Source organism: Specibacter sp. RAF43 (assembly GCF_052114065.1).
In the GTDB taxonomy this organism is placed as follows: Bacteria; Actinomycetota; Actinomycetes; order Actinomycetales; family Micrococcaceae; genus Specibacter.
Genome location: NZ_JBFREA010000068.1, coordinates 1 through 527, shown reverse-complemented (window position 1 = coordinate 527; position 527 = coordinate 1). Strand labels below are relative to the sequence as shown.

Here is a 527-nt window from a genome sequence, read left to right as displayed (position 1 = left end):
CATCTTGACTACCTGTGTCAGTTTGCGGTACGGGCACCTGTTATCTATCTAGAGGCTTTTCTCGGCAGTGTGAAATCAACGACTCGAGGAAACAATTTCCTCTCCCCATCACAGCTCAGCCTTATGAGTGCCGGATTTGCCTAACACTCAGCCTTACTGCTTGGACGTGCACTCCAACAGCACGCTTCGCCTATCCTACTGCGTCCCCCCATCGATTAAAACGATACTAGGTGGTACAGGAATATCAACCTGTTATCCATCGCCTACGCCTGTCGGCCTCAGCTTAGGACCCGACTAACCCWGAGCGGACGAGCCTTCCTCWGGAAACCTTAGKCAWTCGGTGGAMGGGATTCTCACCCTTCTTTCGCTACTCAYACCGGCATTCTCACTTCTAAGCGCTCCACMWGTCCTTRCGRTCWWGCTTCRACGCCCTTAGAACGCTCTCCTACCATTGTCCAAAGGACAATCCACAGCTTCGGTAATATGTTTAGCCCCGGTACATTTTCGGCGCAGTGTCACTCGACTAG

The 527-nt window shown here is 52.3% G+C and carries 1 rRNA gene; it reads right to left on the bottom strand.

Annotated elements, in window-relative coordinates:
• Nucleotides 1–527 (bottom strand): 23S ribosomal RNA (locus AB4Y80_RS16915); the annotation flags it as partial.